This is a genomic window from Streptacidiphilus alkalitolerans (assembly GCF_042511045.1).
In the GTDB taxonomy this organism is placed as follows: Bacteria; Actinomycetota; Actinomycetes; order Streptomycetales; family Streptomycetaceae; genus Streptacidiphilus; species Streptacidiphilus alkalitolerans.
In genome coordinates this window covers 536,050-548,867 of record NZ_JBHEZX010000002.1, presented here as the reverse complement: position 1 = coordinate 548,867, position 12,818 = coordinate 536,050, and the positions used below count along the sequence as shown (strand labels likewise).

At 71.5% G+C, this 12,818-nt stretch carries 14 protein-coding genes; 7 read left to right on the top strand and 7 right to left on the bottom strand.

Features of this window, described 5'->3' with window-relative positions; translation table 11 throughout:
• Positions 1–35 precede the first annotated feature (35 nt).
• Entirely contained in the window at positions 36–992 is a 957-nt protein-coding gene (locus ACEZDG_RS06145) for a hypothetical protein (RefSeq protein ID WP_380503470.1), read from the top strand.
• Here ACEZDG_RS06145 and ACEZDG_RS06140 read toward each other — a convergent pair.
• Both ACEZDG_RS06140 and ACEZDG_RS06135 read right to left on the bottom strand, forming a co-directional pair.
• Positions 985–1,371 carry a nuclear transport factor 2 family protein gene (locus tag ACEZDG_RS06140; protein ID WP_380503467.1) on the bottom strand — a complete coding sequence of 129 codons (387 nt, stop codon included), beginning with the start codon at positions 1,369–1,371 and terminating at the stop codon, positions 985–987. The two genes, ACEZDG_RS06145 and ACEZDG_RS06140, sit on opposite strands and share 8 nt — an antisense overlap.
• Positions 1,372–1,414: 43 nt before the next feature.
• Positions 1,415–2,266 carry an aminoglycoside phosphotransferase family protein gene (locus ACEZDG_RS06135; RefSeq protein WP_380503464.1) on the bottom strand — a complete coding sequence of 284 codons (852 nt, stop codon included), beginning with the start codon at positions 2,264–2,266 and terminating at the stop codon, positions 1,415–1,417.
• Positions 2,267–2,347: 81 nt separating this feature from the next.
• Here ACEZDG_RS06135 and ACEZDG_RS06130 point away from each other — a divergent pair, with 81 nt between their 5' ends.
• Positions 2,348–3,148 (top strand): class I SAM-dependent methyltransferase, encoded by an 801-nt coding sequence (locus tag ACEZDG_RS06130; RefSeq protein WP_380503461.1) that lies wholly within the window; start codon positions 2,348–2,350, stop codon positions 3,146–3,148.
• Between the two features lie 6 nt (positions 3,149–3,154).
• On the opposite strand, the gene ACEZDG_RS06125 is transcribed toward ACEZDG_RS06130, so the two are convergent.
• Positions 3,155–3,628, bottom strand: coding sequence for a carboxymuconolactone decarboxylase family protein (locus ACEZDG_RS06125; protein ID WP_380503458.1), 474 nt, complete (start codon positions 3,626–3,628; stop codon positions 3,155–3,157).
• Between the two features lie 378 nt (positions 3,629–4,006).
• On the opposite strand from ACEZDG_RS06125, the gene ACEZDG_RS06120 reads away from it, so the two are divergent.
• Positions 4,007–5,470: a hypothetical protein gene (locus ACEZDG_RS06120; protein ID WP_380503455.1), complete on the top strand. Its 1,464-nt coding sequence runs from the start codon at positions 4,007–4,009 to the stop codon at positions 5,468–5,470.
• Between the two features lie 19 nt (positions 5,471–5,489).
• Here the strand turns inward: ACEZDG_RS06120 and ACEZDG_RS06115 are convergent, their stop codons facing one another.
• Positions 5,490–5,951, bottom strand: a complete 462-nt coding sequence (locus ACEZDG_RS06115; RefSeq protein WP_380503452.1) for an Lrp/AsnC family transcriptional regulator — start codon at positions 5,949–5,951, stop codon at positions 5,490–5,492.
• Between the two features lie 92 nt (positions 5,952–6,043).
• Here ACEZDG_RS06115 and ACEZDG_RS06110 point away from each other — a divergent pair, with 92 nt between their 5' ends.
• Positions 6,044–6,883: an LLM class flavin-dependent oxidoreductase gene (locus ACEZDG_RS06110; protein ID WP_380503449.1), complete on the top strand. Its 840-nt coding sequence runs from the start codon at positions 6,044–6,046 to the stop codon at positions 6,881–6,883.
• 43 nt (positions 6,884–6,926) lie between these two features.
• Positions 6,927–7,439, top strand: coding sequence for a nucleoside deaminase (locus ACEZDG_RS06105; RefSeq protein WP_380503446.1), 513 nt, complete (start codon positions 6,927–6,929; stop codon positions 7,437–7,439).
• A 14-nt stretch (positions 7,440–7,453) separates the two neighbouring features.
• Here the strand turns inward: ACEZDG_RS06105 and ACEZDG_RS06100 are convergent, their stop codons facing one another.
• Positions 7,454–8,029 carry a hypothetical protein gene (locus ACEZDG_RS06100; RefSeq protein WP_380503444.1) on the bottom strand — a complete coding sequence of 192 codons (576 nt, stop codon included), beginning with the start codon at positions 8,027–8,029 and terminating at the stop codon, positions 7,454–7,456.
• 135 nt (positions 8,030–8,164) lie between these two features.
• Between ACEZDG_RS06100 and ACEZDG_RS06095 the strand changes: the two genes are divergently transcribed.
• A complete protein-coding gene (locus ACEZDG_RS06095) occupies positions 8,165–8,623 on the top strand; it encodes a hypothetical protein (RefSeq protein ID WP_380503441.1) in 459 nt (152 codons plus the stop codon).
• 94 nt (positions 8,624–8,717) lie between these two features.
• On the opposite strand, the gene ACEZDG_RS06090 is transcribed toward ACEZDG_RS06095, so the two are convergent.
• Entirely contained in the window at positions 8,718–9,125 is a 408-nt protein-coding gene (locus ACEZDG_RS06090) for a winged helix-turn-helix transcriptional regulator (RefSeq protein WP_380503438.1), read from the bottom strand.
• 106 nt (positions 9,126–9,231) lie between these two features.
• On the opposite strand from ACEZDG_RS06090, the gene ACEZDG_RS06085 reads away from it, so the two are divergent.
• A complete protein-coding gene (locus ACEZDG_RS06085) occupies positions 9,232–9,846 on the top strand; it encodes a flavodoxin family protein (protein WP_380503435.1) in 615 nt (204 codons plus the stop codon).
• Positions 9,847–9,962: 116 nt separating this feature from the next.
• On the opposite strand, the gene ACEZDG_RS06080 is transcribed toward ACEZDG_RS06085, so the two are convergent.
• A complete protein-coding gene (locus ACEZDG_RS06080) occupies positions 9,963–12,803 on the bottom strand; it encodes a penicillin acylase family protein (RefSeq protein ID WP_380503431.1) in 2,841 nt (946 codons plus the stop codon).
• Positions 12,804–12,818: the final 15 nt, after the last annotated feature.

Sequence of the window (12,818 nt, the reverse complement as noted above, 5' to 3'; positions counted from 1 at the left end):
CCTTTCTGGGAATGGTTTGTGAGGGGATTCTGGGCGTGACGGACCCTCAGGGCACCACCGCGCGCGACGCCGACGGCGTCGAGCGCCACGCCGTGTCCCCAGGTGTGCGGCTGGGACTGTCAGTGCCCGCCGTTAACATCGCGGCATCGATGAGGGAGGGGATCATGGGGTTCTTCGGCGACTTCGTCCTAGCGCGAAGCGAGCGTCCGCTACTGGAACTGCCGCTGTTCGGTAGCGCGGCCGGGTGCGACGACGGCCATACCGACTGCCTGAGCATGTGCTGGCCACGTCCCGGTGGCTGGCAGACTTTGCAGGTCAGCCATGGTCTGCCGGACAACGACCAGGACCGGTGGCTGCGGGAGCTGGTCTCGGCGACCGGTTCCCCGGTCATGATCGCGAGCGTCATGGACAGCGACAGGTGCGAGGTGCGGGGTCTCGCCCCGTCCGGGGCGACCTGGTCAGTCCCCCTGGACCTGGCCACGGCTGCCGACCACGGCACTGGTCAGAGCGAGCGGATCGCCGTCTGGGCAGACGAAGCCGGCCTCACCGCCGACCGCGAGGCCCTGCTCACGGCCTTGACCACAAGGTCCGCTCCCTTCGTCGAAGACCTCTTCTTCCAACTGGTCGACGCCTGCGGCTTGCCCGCGAGCGTCGCCGAACAGGAACGGTCGGAAGACCTGGAAGGACCCGCCCACCACGGGCACCGCCCGGACGCGCGCTGCCCCCGCGCCGACGCTCTGGAGCCGGCCGTGCTCAACATCCGCCGCGACGGGAGCCTGGTCCTGGAGTGCGCCAACGAGCCCGACTGCTACATCCAGGTGTGGCTTCGACCTGACGGCACCTATCAACTGGAATACCGCGACCGCAGCCCGGCCGAGCACTACCTGACCAGGACGCTGTCGGCCGAGAAGGTCGTCGCGGCGCTGAAGGGCTGGACAGCAGGAGAGATCGGCTGGAGGGACAACTTCCAATGGAACCCCTGGCTCAGCTAGGCACCGCGCCGGCGTGGGCGGCGAGGACGCGCCAGCTGTCGTCGGCGTGGACCCAGGTGCGGGTGTAGCGGAGGCGTGCGGCGAACGGTTGTCCACCGGCGGTGCCCTGGACCGCGACCAGCACACGGGTGACGCCGGTCGTGCCCACGACCGTCACCTCCAGGTCCTGTTGGTCGAGGACCTCGACAACCAGGGTCCCCGACCTGTGCGTGGCCAGGTCCTCCTCCTTGGTGAGGGAGCGGCCGTCCGGCCCGGTGTAGACGACACGGTCGTCCAGCAGCAGGTCCAGGGCCTCGACATCGCCTGCTCGGACGGCTGACTGCAGCCGCTGCTCGGCTTCCTCCAGTGCGGCGACGAGGGCCGCGTGCTCTGTGCTCATCCCCGTCGTCTCCCATCCGATCGGAGCAGCCAAACCTGCGCGGTCACCGCAGGCCGGTTACGGCCCGGAAGGTGCGCTCGCCGATGCCGCGCATCAGCGGGTTGTCAGCGGAGCGGGCCAGGAAGGCCAGGGACAGGGCCAGCGCCCACCCCCGGGCGCGGGCCCAGGTCGCGTCGTCCGCGCGGCCGTGGGCCTCGCGCAGGGCGGCACGCTGCTCGGCCGGGAACAGCATCCAGGCGACGGACAGGTCGGTGGCGGGGTCGCCGGAGGTGATGTCGCCGAAGTCGATCACCGCGCTGATCCGGCCCCGGTCGACCAGGATGTTGGCCGGGTGCAGATCCCCGTGCAGCCACAGCGCGGGCCCGTCCCAGACGGGTGCGGCGGAGGCCGCCGCCCAGACCCGCCGCGCGGTGGCGCGGTCGGCCGGGTCGGCGATCTGCGCCAACCCGGCCAGCACGCCCTGCGCGCGTCCGGCCAGCGGGATCCCGCGTACCGGGTTCACCGGTGCGTCCGCGGGGGCCGGGGTGTGCAGGGCGCCCAGGAATTCACCGAGTGCCGTCGCCGCCGACCCGGGGTCGTCGGGCCCGCCCCGCGCCGCCACCCGGCCCGGGAGGAACGGCACGACGCTCCAGGACCACGGGTACCGCTCCGTCGGCCGCCCGACCCGTACCGGCACGGGCACCGGCAGCGGCAGGCGACCGGCCAGCCCCGGCAGCCACCGCTGCTCGTGGACGACGAGCTCGGCGGCCAGGGCCCGCCGCGGCAGCCGGACCAGCAGCTCCCCGCCGAGTCGGCACACCAGGTTGTCCCAGCCGTTGGCCAGCACCTCGATCGGCAGCTCCGCCAGGTCGGGATGCTGCTCGTCGAGCAGGCGGCGCACCACATCGACGGACACGGGAACCTCCGCGGCCGGCATCCGATCAGCTGTCACAACGAGCACCCTACGACCGGCCGCGACCGGTATCCTCCTTGACCCATGACCGAGACCAGTGACCGCGAGCGGCTCCGTGCCACCTTCACCGAGGACGCCGAGCTCTACGACCGGGCCCGCCCCGGCTATCCGCACCAGCTGTACGAGGACCTGTCCGCCCTGGTGACGCTGGGCCCGGACTGCCGGGTCCTGGAGATCGGCTGCGGCACCGGCCAGGCGACGGTGCCGCTGGCGGCGGCCGGCTGCCTCGTCACGGCGGTCGAGCTCGGCCCGGAGATGGCGGCAGTGGCGCGGCGGAACCTGGCGCCGTACCCGGGTGCGGAGGTCGTGGTCTCCGCCTTCGAGGACTGGCCGCTACCCGCCGAGCCCTTCGACCTGGTGTTCGCGGCGACGGCGTTCCACTGGATCGACCCGGCCGTGCGGATCGCCAAGTCGGCAGCCGCGCTGCGCCCCTCGGGCGTACTGGCGGTGGTCTCCACCCACCACGTCAAAGGCGGCAGCGAGGAGTTCTTCGCCGAGTCCCAGCCCGTCTACGAGCACTTCGATCCGGCGACGCCGCGGGGCCTGCGGCTGTCGCCGGCGTCGGACATCCCCAGCGACGACGCCGAGTTGGCCGCCTCCGGCCACTTCGGTCCGGTGCGGGTCCGCCGCTACGAATGGGACCTGGCCTATTCCACCCGGCAGTACCTGGACGTGCTCCGCACCTACTCGGGGCACCGGGCCCTGCCCGCGCCCGCCCGGGAAGGGCTGCTCGCGGGCATCGCCGACCTCATCGACACCCGCCACGGCGGCAGCATCACCAAGCGCTATATGACGGAGCTGATGACCGCCGGACGAACCGCCTGACACCTGTCATCCGTGCCGGCCGGGCCGGTAGTCGCCGGCGGGCTGGCGGGTGATGACGTTCAGGCGGTTGAAGGCGTTGATGAGGGCGATGACGCACACCAGGGCGGAGAGCTGGTCCTCGTCGTAGTGCTTGGCGGCGTTCGCCCAGGCTTCGTCGCTGACGCCACCGGCCGCGTCCGCCGTGCGGGTGCCCTGCTCCGCGAGCTCCAGCGCGGCGCGTTCGGCCTCGGTGAAGACCGTGGCCTCGCGCCAGGCCGCGACCAGGTGCAGCCGCACCGCGGTCTCCCCGGCCTGCGCGGCCTCCTTGGTGTGCATGTCGATGCAGCCGGCGCAGCCGTTGATCTGGCTGGCGCGGAGCCGGACCAGCTCCTGCGTGGCCATCGGCAGCGTCGAGTCCGCGAGCGCCTGGTTCGCCGCGATGAGGTGCTTGACGGACTTGGCCGCGACCGGGCTGTTGAGCGGGCTCAAGCGGGCTTCCATGGTGTACTCCCTGCCGTTGTTGTTGCCTACACCCCTACGACGGAAGGGCTCGGCGGGAGGTAACACCCGTGAATGTGACCTGCGGCACAGACTGAATCGTGGACGCACTGGTGGCGCGGCGTCTTGATCCGTTAGCGTGGCCGCCATGACCGTTCTGGTGAGCCGCCGCCATGTGGACCATGGCCGGGCCACCACGACGGGCTGTCGTCGCGTCAGCTGACCGCGCAGCCCTCTCCGTCATCCGCCGCTGAGGCGCACCCCGCGGGCATGCCCCGCAGCCGCACCCCGCAGCCGCAGCCCGCAGCCACACCCCGCACCGGTCCGGCCCGGCGTTCCGCCGCGGCCGGGCCTCCCCGCGTCCACGAGAAGGAATCTGGCATGCGCATACCTATGCCCGGCCGCAGTCGCAGTCGCACCGCGGTTCTCGCCGCTCTGACCGTCGCCCTCGGCACCCTGGCCGGTTCCGTCTCCGGTTCGGCCTCGGCCGACTCCACCGGGTACGGTCCGCTGCCGCCGCAGAACCCGGCCACGGCGGCCAACGGCACGGCCACCATGCACGGCGACAGCGCCTCCAGCGACACCACCCCCACCGCCGGTCCCGGCAGCGGCGCCATCACGTACTCCCGGACGGCGCTGGCCTCCGCGTGCCCCACCGTGGTCGTCGGCAGCGACGGCTATCCGGTCACGCTGTGCACCACCATCTTCGGGCAGACCCCGACCGTCCACCTGCTCGATCCCGGCAGCGGTGACGACCTCGCCTCGCTGTCCCTGCCCAAGGGCAGCCTCTTCGGCGGGGTCTACTCCTACCTCGACAACGCGGACCGGCTGGTCGCCGTCGACGGGAACGACAACCTGCTCCGTATCGGCCACCACCGCAGCGGCAGCGGATGGACCCTGACGGTCGATCAGTCGACCTCCCTGGCCGCCGCCATCCCCTCCGGCGACAATGTGGTCGGCCTCGCTCCCGGCTGGGACGGCAGGGTCTGGTTCGCCACGGCCGACGGCATCATCGGCACCGTCGACACCGAAACCGGTGCCGTGCGCACCCTGAGTACCGGTGAGGCGGTGCAGAACAGCATCTCCACCGTCCCCGGCCACACGGCCGTGGCCACCGACCACGCGCTCTACCTGCTCTCCGAGGCCCCGGACGGCACGCCGGTGGTCGACTGGCGCGCCCCCTACGACCGCGGTCCCGCCCGAAAGCCCGGCCAGCTCAGCTGGGGCACCGGGGCCACCCCCAGCTTCTTCGGCCCCGGTGACGGCACCGAGTACGTCACCATCACCGACAACGCCGCCCCGCACGAGGACCTGCTGGTCTACCGGGTCGCGGACGGCCCCGCCCCGGTCTGCGACACCCCGGTGCTGACCCAGGACAGCAGCAGCGGGACCGAGGACGCGGTCATTGCCTCCGGCCGGAGCGTCTTCGTCACCAACACCTACGGCTACCCCTACCCGGCGCTGCCGACCGGGGCGCCCGCCAGCCAGCCCTCCTCGGCGTCCTTCGACGGCGGCCTCAGCCGGGTCGACGTCAACGCCGACGGCAGCGGCTGCACCCTGGTGTGGAACAGCCCGGTCAAGTCGGCCGCGCTGCCCCGGCTCTCCCTGGGCGACGGCAAGATCTACACCGTCACCGTCAGCGGCCCGACCGACACCCTCGGCAGCAACACCTTCGCCGCGTACCACTACGCCACCGTCGACCCGGCCACCGGCCGGCAGACGGACGAGCGGCTGCTGGGCATCGGGCTGCTCTACAACCCGCTGCAGATGACCGGCACCACCGGCCCCGACGGCACCCCCTACCAAGGCACCGAGACCGGCGTCGTCCGCATCCGCCGCGGCTGACGCTTGCCGCACCACCGCGTCAGACCCCGGGTGCGGCCGGCGCCCGGGGGCCGCGGTAGGCGAGGGTCTGGCTGTAGACGATGTTCGTGGTGGTGCTGCCGAACTGGGCGAGCTCGTTGATGAGCGACTCGAGGTGCGGCATGGAGGTGGCGCCGACCTTGAGTACATAGCAGTCGTCGCCGGTCGTGCGCAGGCACTCCAGGATCTCCAGGCGCTGCTGCAGCAGGGCGTGCAGCGGCTGGTGCCGGCTTCCCGGATACTTCAGGCGCACCACCGCGAGCACCGGGAACCCGGCCTTGGCGAGATCCAGCTCGGCCCGGTACCCGGTGATGACGCCCAGCGCCTCCAGCCGCCGGACCCGCTCGGTGGTCGCGGAGGCGCTGAGGTTCGCCCGCCGGCCCAACTCGGTGAGCGGGATCCGGCCGTCCTGTTGGAGCTCGGTGAGGATGCACCAGTCGGTCGCATCGAGAGTCTCGGTCATTCGACGAATCTACCGGCAGATCCACGGCGTGGCGGCCTGTCGACCGGGATTGATCCCTTCCGTGTGATCACGCCGCTGCCTAGCCTTGAGGCATGAAACTCGGCGTGAACGTCCCCAACTTCGGGCCCGGCACCGACAGGGGCGTGCTGCACAGATGGGCCCAGACGGTGGAGGCCCTCGGCTTCGACCTGTTGGTGGTCTCCGACCACGTCGTGCTGACGCCCGACGTCGCCGAGCAGTACCCGGCACCGTTCTACGAGCCCTTCACCACGCTCGGCTGGCTCGCCGGGATCACCCGCCGGGTCCGGCTCGGCACGAGCGTGCTGGTCCTGCCGTACCGCCACCCGCTGCTGGTCGCGCGGATGGCCGCCAACCTCCATGAGCTGAGCGAGGGTCGGCTGGTACTGGGCGTGGGCTCGGGCTGGGCCGCGCAGGAGTTCGACGCCCTTGGCCTCCCGTTCCAGCGACGCGGGCGGCTCACCGACGAACATCTGCAGGCGGTCCGCGCCGCCTGGGCGGACACCCGGGACTACGGCAGCACCCCGATACCGCTCTGGGTCGGCGGCAACAGCGACGCCGGGCTGCGGCGGGCGGTGCGCTTCGGGGACGCCTGGCATCCGTTGCGATGCACCCTGCCCTGGCTGCGCGCGGCACGCGAACGGATGACGGCTCTCACGGACGGGCAGGCGCAGGCCGCGCCCGCGTTCGCGCCCCGGATCGTGCTGCGGCTCACCGACGCGCCGGTCACCGGCCCCGACCGTCTGGCCGGCGAGGGGACGATCGATCAGGTCATGGACGACCTCGCGCAGTTGCACCTCCTCGGTGCCGATACCGTCGTGCTCGACCCCTTCGGCGGCGACCCGCGGGAGACCCTCCGTCCGCAGGAACCGTGGCGCGCGCTCGCCACGGTCGCCGCCCGCTGGACCGCATAGTTGTGTACACGGTTGTCCACCATCTCCTAGGAACGGAGCAGTCATGACCCGCCCTGAGCATCCCGCTGCCGCACCCGCCCTCACCGACGCCGAACTGGGGCATCTGCGCCGCAGCGTGGAACTGGCGGCCGAAGCCGTCGAGGCGGGGGACTGGCCGTTCGGCTCGGTCCTCGTCGGCGGAGACGGCGCCGTGCTCGCCGAGGATCGCAACCGCGAGGTGGGCCTGGGCGACCCGACCCGCCACCCCGAGTTCGAGCTGGCCCGCTGGGCCGCCACCCACCTGACCCCGGAGGCCCGGGCGGCGGCAACGGTCTTCACCTCCGGCGAGCACTGCCCGATGTGCGCGGCGGCCCACGCCTGGGTCGGCCTCGGCCGCATCGTCTACGTCAGCTCGGCCGCGCAGTCGGCGGCCTGGCGCCAGGAGTTCGGCGCCGCGCCGGCCGACGTCCGCCCGCTTCCCATCACCGAGATCGCCCCCGGCCTCGCCGTCCAGGGCCCGGTCCCCGCCCTCCTCGACGAACTACGCGACCTGCACCGGCGCTCCCGCGGCGCGTAGAGCGCATCGGACGTTCAGGCCTCTTTGTTGCGCAGCGGTGCGCTGTGCCAGCGCTCGAAGGCTCGGCGGGGGTGGCCGGGCAACTCGGCGCGGCCGGTGGCCCAGAGCAGGGTGGGCCAGCGGTCGGTGTCCCCGGGTGCTTCGGGGAACAGCCAGGTCAGGGCCCGGTCGCGCAGGTCGGCGGGTGGAGTCCAGGGCAGGGCGAGGCCGGTCACCACGTCGTGGGTGTGCACCAAGGTCTCCACCACACCCATCGCAGCGAAGCCCTCCGGGTCCGACACTCCGAAGGCGTGGAAGGCGCGGGTCTGCGGAGAAGCCGTCCGCACCATGGCCGTCAGCAGCCCGCCGCCGCTCTCCAGTACTTGCAGCAGGCCCGCGGGGCCGACCGCACGGTCGACGAACACCACGTTCGGCGGCCCGTCGGGCCGGTCCCGCTGCCAGCGGAGCGGCACGAAGCCGTCCAACGGAGGTCGGGCAGGCGCGAGTTGGACCGCGTAGGCGAAGAGCCCGTCAGCCAGGTGCTCCAGGGTCTCCCAGCAGTCCCACTCCAAGCCTCCGGCCCGGAGGTGCCAGTCTGCCGGGCCGGTCACGAGGTTGCGTGGGGGCGGCAGGGTGCGGACGGGCCCTGGCGCGGATCACCCATTGTGGTGATGGCGGTCATTCGAACGAATGAAGCCCGCGTGTTGGCCATTGCCCCGGCACAGGCACTGCCACAGGCTGACCGTATGTATACGACCTTCCGCAGGACGCTGGCCCTTCTGGCCCTCACGATGCTGAGCTTCGGCTCCGCGACGCTTCCGGCTTCGGCCGCACCGGGGGCGACCCTGGTGGGTGCGAGCTTCTCCGTCCATATGGACAGCGACCAGAAGGACCGGGACACCACAGTCACCGTCACGGTCCGCGACATGTGGGGCGGCACCGCCGCCCGGATCTCCTCGACCTTCGGCCTGTGGGACCAGTACAGCGACCAGGGGCCGTTCCAGCTGGCCATCCTCAACCACGTGCCCTACGAGACGCTGAAGGGCGCGCAGACCACCTTCCGGATCGACCCGCACGGACACAACCACATCGAGCCCAACCTCTTTGTCGACCTGGTCTTCAGCGACGGCTCCCACCTCACCTCGGAATGCCCTCAGCTCGACCTCGACCAGGAATCCCGTCAGATCGCCTGCGGCATCTCCTGATCGCCGACTGCTCTCGCCTTCGGCACGGGAAGGCGGCCGTTCCGGCTTCCCGTGCCGCGTGAGTGCACAACGCCCCGCTGGCCGGCTTTCGGGGTCAGTTGGTTCCGGTGTTGGCGTCGTAGGTGGCTCGGGCGGCGATGACCTCGGGCATGGTGTCCTCGAGGGCCGAGATCAGGCTGAGCAGGTGGGTGGCGGTCTTTCGGCCGAGCGGGGTGAGGCGGTACTCGACGTGCGGCGGGTTGGTGGGCTGCGCCTCACGGGAGACCAGGCCGTCGCGCTCCAGCGCCTGCAGGGTCTGGGCGAGCATCGACTCGCTGACGCCGTCCACCCGGCGGCGCAGCTCGTTGAAGCGCAGCGTCTCCCCGTAGAGGGCGCTCAGGGTGAGGCTTCCCCAGCGCCCGGTGATGTGCTGGAGGGTGCCGCGCGAGGGGCAGGTGCGGGCGAAGACGTTGAACTCGTCCGCGCCGTCCTCCTGTCGCTTGAGCCAGGTTCGATACGCCATGGCACCATCCTACCGCTTACTAGCGCTATGTGTTTAGTTGCGCTTCGGAAAAAAGAGTGCTCAACTGGGGCTGTCCCGTTCCGCCGGTGCCCTGAGGAGCACATCCATGTCAGCCCTTGCGAACAAGCCTGTCGTCGCCATCGCCTACCACTCCGGTTACGGCCACACGGCCGTTGTCGCCCGCAGCGTCCGGGACGGTGCTGCCTCGGCGGGTGCCGTCGTCCATCTGATCAACGTCGACGAGATCACCGAGGAGCAGTGGGAACTGCTCGACGGCGCCGACGCGATCGCCTTCGGCTCGCCCACCTACATGGGCACGGCCTCCGCCGCCTTCCACAAGTTCGCCGAGGATTCCTCCAAGCGCTGGTTCACCCACTCCTGGCAGGACAAGCTCGCCGCGGGCTTCACCAACTCGGGGAGCAAGAGCGGCGACAAGCTGCACACCCTGCAGTACTTCACCCTGCTCGCCGCCCAGCACGGGATGAACTGGGTCAACCTCGGCCTGCACCCGGGGTGGAACTCCTCGGAGGCGTCCGAGCACGACATCAACCGGCTGGGCTTCTTCCTGGGCGTGGGCGCCCAGACCAACGTGGACGAGGGCCCCGAGGCCGTGCACAAGGCCGACCTCGCCACCGCGGAGCACCTCGGGCTGCGCCTCGCGGAGGCCGCCCGGATCACCGCCGCGGGCCGCGCGACGCTCACCGCGGCAGACGCTGCCTGAGCCGCACGCCGCACCGCCGCACGCCGCACCGCCGCACGCCGTACCGCCGAACGCCGAACGGCCGGTGCGGTGACCGGGTTTCCCGGTTGCCGCACCGGCCGCAGCGCGTCCTCAGCTCAGCGGTGCGAGGTGTACTGCACGACCTGCTGGTAGGTCGGGCGGTTCTGCCAGTTGGTGGCGCCGTCGGTGACCCCGCCCAGCGGGCGCTGGACGATCGAGTCGGCGCACCACTGGTCGCCGGCCGAGCAACCGCTGTCGCCGGGGTATACCTGGGCCGGGGTCTCGGCCGCGGCCTGCTGCAGCGAGCTCAGCAGCACCTGCCGGCACTGGGCCAGCACGCCGCCGCCGCAGTAGGGCTGGGCCAGGCCGCCGGCGACGGGGTCGCCGAGCACCGAGCGCAGGTCCTTGTCGGTGTAGGACCACCAGCCGTACTGGAACGAGGAACCCTTGTGCGGGATGGACTCGTTGGCGTCGACCGAGCCGCTCACCGGACCGGTCTGGCCCCCGGACGGGGACTCGTTGATCTGCAGCACGCCGGTCATGGCCGTGAACAGGTCGGACCCCAGGCCGGGGCTGAACTCGGCCTGTACCAGCAGCGGCCACCAGGCGTCGAAGATCCGCACCGCGTCGGCGTCGGCGTAGGTGTGGCTGCCGGAGGAGGTCTCCCGTCGCTGCGCGCCGTGCTGCAGCCAGGTCTGCAACTCCTGCACCACCGCGGCCTGGGCCGGATCGGTGACCGGGGCGCTCTGGATCACCCGGAGCAGCAGCGGCAGTTCGTCCTCGCCGCGCAGGTCGGTGACGGCGGCGTTCTCCATGGCCTGCACCAGCGAGGCCCGGCTGATCTTCTGACCACTCGTCACCAGGGCTTTGACGCGGGCGTCGAGCAGGTTGGCGCGGTGCACCGAGCCGTCGCCGAAGCCGGCCGCGGCGTAGTCGTCGGCCTGCTTGTTGTTCCAGGACACGTAGTAGTCCTGGTCGATGCTCTGCGGGTGCTGGGCCGGCGGGGTGTAGTCGGCGGTGTAGCTGGTCGGGTCCAACCCCTGCCAGGCGTACTGGGGTTGGGCGAGCACCGGCAGGTCGGGGGCGACGTCGGCCGGGCGCACCGGGTTGTCGCCGGAGTTGTAGTAGGCGGTGTGCGCGTCGTCGGCGTAGAACCAGTTGAAGGTGTAGCCGATGTGCTGCACCGCCTGCTGGAAGGTCTGCGGCGAGTCGACCGCGCCGGGGTCGTCGAGCATCTGGAAGCCGATGATGGAGTCGACCTCGTGCATGTAGGTGGAGCGCAGCGAGGTGTAGGCGACCGGGGTGCCGCCGATGGTGGCGCGTGCGGTGACCAGCCCGTACGCGGTCCGGTACATGATCAGCCGGTAGGACCCGGCGGCGGTCGAGTCGGCGAGCGTCGGGCCCCAGGAGTCGTCCCGCTCCAGGGCCTGCATCGGTGTGCAACTGCCTTGGTAGAGGTAGCCGGTGGAGTTCTTGGTGGCCGGGCTGCCGTCGCTGTTGCACAGGGTCACCGCATAGGTGTCGGTGATGTCCTGGCCTGCCGAGGTGGCGCTCCAGGAGTAGTCCTGGCCGCGGCCCAGCTCGACGTAGAAGCTGAGGCCGGCGAAGGCGGCGCCGCGGGCGCTGATGCCGGGGCCCTGGATCTCCTCCAGCATCAGCAGTTGCGGGGCGAAGTAGCCGGTCTGCGGGCCGAATACGGCCACCGGGTGGCCGTCGTCGGTGTACTTCCCGGAGACGACAAGGGCGTTGGACATGCCGTGCTTGGCGGTGAGCAGGTCGCCCGGCAGTACGCCGTTGTCGTAGACGCCCTGCAGCGGCTTCAGTGCGGCGGGGGCCTTGACCGCCGCGCGGGCGTTGCTGACGGCGCTGCCGGTGGGGTCGTAGACGAGCTGCTGCGGGGTGACCGACCCGGGGTCGGGCATGGCGGTGCCCTGGGGGTCGGCCGGGTCCTGCCCGTACGGGAAGCTCTGGCCGGCGTGCAGGGTCTGCACGGCCTCGGGGTCCTCGCGTTCGCGGAAGGAGTTCCAGACCCGGTCTCCCTGCGCGGTGCCGTACTTGGCCTCGGCGGCCTCCTTGACCAGCGCGGACTGCACCTCGCCGCCGCCGCCCGAGCCGAACAGCGCGCCGATCACCGAGGCCAGTGCCACCAGGTCGGTGAGCTTGAAGGGCTGGATGGTACCGGCGTTGGTGACCGCGTTGATCTGCCCGGTGAGGTCGTACTCGCCGGGGAAGGTACGGGAGTTGTAGGCCTGGGTGATGTACTGGTTGATGCCGTCGACGTAGGCCTGGGCGTCGCTGAGCGCCTGCGCGCCGCGGGCGCCCTGGCCGGCGATGGAGTCGATCTGCTGCTGGAGCTCGGCCTCGGTGTAGGGGGCGGCCTGCCAGAAGCTCTGCTCCAGCTGCCGGTTGGCGGCGGCGCCGCCGGCGAAGCTGCTGAGCTGGCCCCGGCCGACGTGCCGGAACAGGTCCATCACCCACAGCCGGTCCTGGGCGGCGGCGTAGCCGGCGCCGAACTCGGTGCCGTAGCGGGTGGTGCCGGTGATGTGCGGGACGCCGGTCGCCTTGTCGCGGACGATGGTGACGTCGGAGCGGGGCTTGGTGGTGCTGGCGACCTGGCCGGCCGGGACCCCGAAGGAGGCGTCGTTGAAGAAGCTGCCGAGGCTCGCGTCGGTCAGCCCGGTGTAGCCGTCGACCAGGTTGGCGTAGGGGGCGAGCTGGTCGTCGGTGTGCGCGGGGCGGGTACCGAGCACCCGGTTGGCGAGGATGTCGGCGAGGGTGGCGTTGCCGTTCTCGCCCGGCGGCAGGATGTCGTCGCACTGGCCCTGGCAGTAGTCGTCAGCGGCGTAGGCGCGGTGCGTGACCGCACCGGACGAGCCGGGCGGCAGCCCGATGGCGCAGACGGTGGCCAGGGCCGCGACAACCGCGGCGGTTCTGATTCGGGACGTGAGGCGTCGCATGTAGTGCTCCTCCCA

Coding starts and splice junctions, on each gene's coding strand:
- ACEZDG_RS06095 (WP_380503441.1), top strand. CDS start 8,165: ATGTATACGACCTTCCGCAGGACGCTGGCCCTTCTGGCCCTCACGATG.
- ACEZDG_RS06080 (WP_380503431.1), bottom strand. CDS start 12,803: ATGCGACGCCTCACGTCCCGAATCAGAACCGCCGCGGTTGTCGCGGCC.
- ACEZDG_RS06090 (WP_380503438.1), bottom strand. CDS start 9,125: ATGGCGTATCGAACCTGGCTCAAGCGACAGGAGGACGGCGCGGACGAG.
- ACEZDG_RS06085 (WP_380503435.1), top strand. CDS start 9,232: ATGTCAGCCCTTGCGAACAAGCCTGTCGTCGCCATCGCCTACCACTCC.
- ACEZDG_RS06140 (WP_380503467.1), bottom strand. CDS start 1,371: ATGAGCACAGAGCACGCGGCCCTCGTCGCCGCACTGGAGGAAGCCGAG.
- ACEZDG_RS06125 (WP_380503458.1), bottom strand. CDS start 3,628: ATGGAAGCCCGCTTGAGCCCGCTCAACAGCCCGGTCGCGGCCAAGTCC.
- ACEZDG_RS06115 (WP_380503452.1), bottom strand. CDS start 5,951: ATGACCGAGACTCTCGATGCGACCGACTGGTGCATCCTCACCGAGCTC.
- ACEZDG_RS06120 (WP_380503455.1), top strand. CDS start 4,007: ATGCGCATACCTATGCCCGGCCGCAGTCGCAGTCGCACCGCGGTTCTC.
- ACEZDG_RS06105 (WP_380503446.1), top strand. CDS start 6,927: ATGACCCGCCCTGAGCATCCCGCTGCCGCACCCGCCCTCACCGACGCC.
- ACEZDG_RS06130 (WP_380503461.1), top strand. CDS start 2,348: ATGACCGAGACCAGTGACCGCGAGCGGCTCCGTGCCACCTTCACCGAG.
- ACEZDG_RS06110 (WP_380503449.1), top strand. CDS start 6,044: ATGAAACTCGGCGTGAACGTCCCCAACTTCGGGCCCGGCACCGACAGG.